Source organism: Pseudanabaena sp. 'Roaring Creek' (assembly GCF_001402795.1).
Lineage (GTDB): Bacteria > Cyanobacteriota > Cyanobacteriia > Pseudanabaenales > Pseudanabaenaceae > Pseudanabaena.
On record NZ_LIRE01000121.1, the window covers coordinates 1 to 2361 of the forward strand.

The 2361-nt window shown below is 47.3% G+C and carries 1 protein-coding gene; it reads right to left on the minus strand.

Annotated features, from left to right (window positions below; translation table 11 throughout):
* Positions 1–152: 152 nt before the first annotated feature.
* The gene (locus AC805_RS04030) at positions 153–2186 is read right to left on the minus strand and encodes a thioredoxin domain-containing protein (RefSeq protein ID WP_055074220.1); all 2034 of its coding nucleotides are present in this window, start codon (positions 2184–2186) and stop codon (positions 153–155) included.
* Positions 2187–2361 lie beyond the last annotated feature (175 nt).

A 2361-nucleotide genomic window follows, 5' to 3' on the forward strand; every position in this document is an offset into this window, starting at 1 on the left:
TATAGCTGTCGCCAAGTGTACTAGGTCATAAAACCCAAGAATTAATTGGCGGCGCTTCGCGCCGCCAATTAATTCTTGGGTTTTGATTTGTCCTATTTCAGGTGACTGTAGCTATAAAACAGTGTTGCCGCGCTCTGCGCGGCAACACTGTTTTACTTGACCCTTGTGGTACTGCGCTGTAGCTGCCGATCGCAGATCTCCTGACTCATGGCAGGCTCAAGACAAGATAAGCCTTGGCAAACCACGGCGATCGCTTGAGGATTGGGTAAATTTTTATCGATACGCTTCATGACCACAGGTAGATATTGGCGATCGAGATAGGCATATTGCTCGGGATTTGTCCTCACTAATGTATGGTTGCGAAACCAATCAAAGGCAACCAGTAAACTAGGACAGGCTACGGGGCTATTGGTAATTACATGACCAAAGCGTTTGAGTGCTAACTCAGCCCGATCGAGATAGTCTAATTTTTCGGTCAGGCTGGCAATACGGACTAAATTCGCGATCGCAATGCCATTAGGGGAAGGAGTCGCATTATCTTGATAATTGCGTTCTCGCAACAGCAAATGCTGACTCGATTCGCTCGTAGTATTGAAATAGCCACCAGACATTACATCCCAGAAGTCGCGATCGAACTCAGCTTGGATGGCGATCGCCTGTTGTAAATAAAAATTTGCCTCTTCGGGAATGGCTTGATGTAGATCTAGCAGCGCCTTGATCAGCAGCGCATAGTCTTCGGACTGCGCTGCTACCGTCGCTTGCCCTTCATAATTGATTCTATGCAAGCGTCCTTCTATCCATTGATTCTCCAGAATAAATTTCGCCGCATTAACTGCAAGTTGTTTGTAAATCGGCTTTTGGAAAGCGCGATAGGCAGTCACCAAACCTGAAATCATCATCGAGTTCCAAGCGACGATCGCCTTAGTATCGGTGATGGGAGGAACTCGCCCTTCCCAATCAATTTCGCGAATATCCACTTGACTCCGCGCGACGGGGAAAGCATCCGTAGGACGGGAATACTCACCATAGCGCAGCCGAAATAGCTTGGTTAAGCAGGCTTCTACCTCTGGCGATAGTTCTCCATGATGTTTCCGTTGCAAAACATTCGTTTCTTCAAAGTTGCCAGCCACCGAAATCGTAAATTCCTGCATTAAGACTTCGAGTTCGGTAGCACTAAATATCTTCTTCAGTTCGGGATAGCTCCATACCCAAAACTTGCCCTCCTTTCCTTCACTATCAGCATCTTGAGAAGCATAGAAGCAGCCTTCCTCGGCTAGCATCTCGCGTTGTAGCCATGTCGCCGTTAATTCACAACTACGCGCGATCGCAGGTTCCTCCAATCCTGAGAGCCAGAGATTCGCCACATACTCCATAATCAATCCATTGTCATAGAGCATCTTCTCAAAATGGGGCACTGTCCAAGTGTGATCGACGGTATATCGATGCCATCCCCCCGCCACATGATCGAAAATTCCACCTAGGACTAGATCCAGCCCCCGCTGGCGTGCTTTATTCTTCAGTGTTGCTTCCTCCGATTCAAATCGACTTGCTCGCAAGAGGAAGTTGGCGTAGGGAATCATTGGAAAACAAGTGCCATAATCGCGATTGGTAACTACTTCGGCGCATTTCGCAATCCCATGGGCTAATACCTCATCACTGATGATGGGGACGGGAATGAGCTTATTGACTTGATGGAGATTGCGAACGATCTGATCTTTATATTCTTGAATGTCATGATTGCGTTCGTAATAAATCTCCAGAATTGATTGGAGTACCCTCAAAAAACCAGGTCTACCATAGCGCGGCTCGATCGGAAAGTATGTCCCCCCATAAAAGGGAACTAAATCGTCGGGAGCTAAAAATAAATTTAGCGGCCAGCCACCACTTTCCCCCATAATCTGGACGGCTTGCATGTAGATGCTATCTAGGTCTGGACGTTCTTCCCGATCGACCTTGATCGCCACAAAGCGATCGTTCATGTAATCTGCAATTACGGTATCTGAAAAAGCTTCATGCTCCATCACCGTGCACCAATGGCAGCTAGAGTAGCCTATGGACAGAAAAATCGGCTTATTATCGGCTCGCGCCTTTTCTAGGGCTTCATCCCCCCAAGGATACCAATCGATCGGATTATCAGCGTGTTTGCGAAGATAGAGGCTTTGCGATTGCGCGAGACGATTGGGCATAGGGCAAAATGGAAAGCGAAAATAGGTAAAGGTAATTTAACCAGTCTAACTCTTTGTTTCGCAAATTATAGCTATAGTCGCCTGACTTAAGACAAATCAAACCCCAAGAATTGACTGGCGGCGCGAAGCGCCGCCAGTCAATTCTTGGGGTTTATGTCCTAGTACATTTGGCGAT

Bases quoted from the DNA above. Each gene is read 5' to 3' on its own strand.
- AC805_RS04030 (WP_055074220.1), bottom strand. From the start codon at position 2,186: ATGCCCAATCGTCTCGCGCAATCGCAAAGCCTCTATCTTCGCAAACAC.